Here is a 411-nt window from a genome sequence, read left to right on the forward strand (position 1 = left end):
CTGGAATCGTACTCATTGGACGCCTTAATCAACGCACCGCCTCCGAAACGAGAGATATGATAATAAAATTGCTAACGCCGTTTAAGCCCTGCCTCCTTTTATTCTAAGGAGCTAAGACGAATTGCACTTCATGGTGTAATCTAGGAACGACCAAATAAAAACTTCAATAAAATCAATACCTTTTCTGACTGACTTTTGTGAGCACTTTTATAAGAAAGAAATTTGAAAATTTGGAGCGGGAAACGAGGTTCGAACTCGCGACCCCGACCTTGGCAAGGTCGTGCTCTACCAACTGAGCTATTCCCGCGTAAGAGGTGTTTGTTTAATGGTGCCCGGGGCGAGACTTGAACTCGCACGGCCAAAAAGGCCGAGGGATTTTAAATCCCTTGTGTCTACCGATTTCACCACCCG

The 411-nt window shown here is 45.3% G+C and carries 1 tRNA gene; it reads right to left on the reverse strand.

The features are described from left to right. Positions 1-231: 231 nt before the first annotated feature. Positions 232-307 (reverse strand) — tRNA-Gly (locus GQ598_RS10950). Positions 308-411: the final 104 nt, after the last annotated feature.

The organism is Gilliamella sp. Pas-s95 (assembly GCF_009795795.1).
Classification (GTDB): Bacteria; Pseudomonadota; Gammaproteobacteria; order Enterobacterales; family Orbaceae; genus Gilliamella; species Gilliamella bombicola.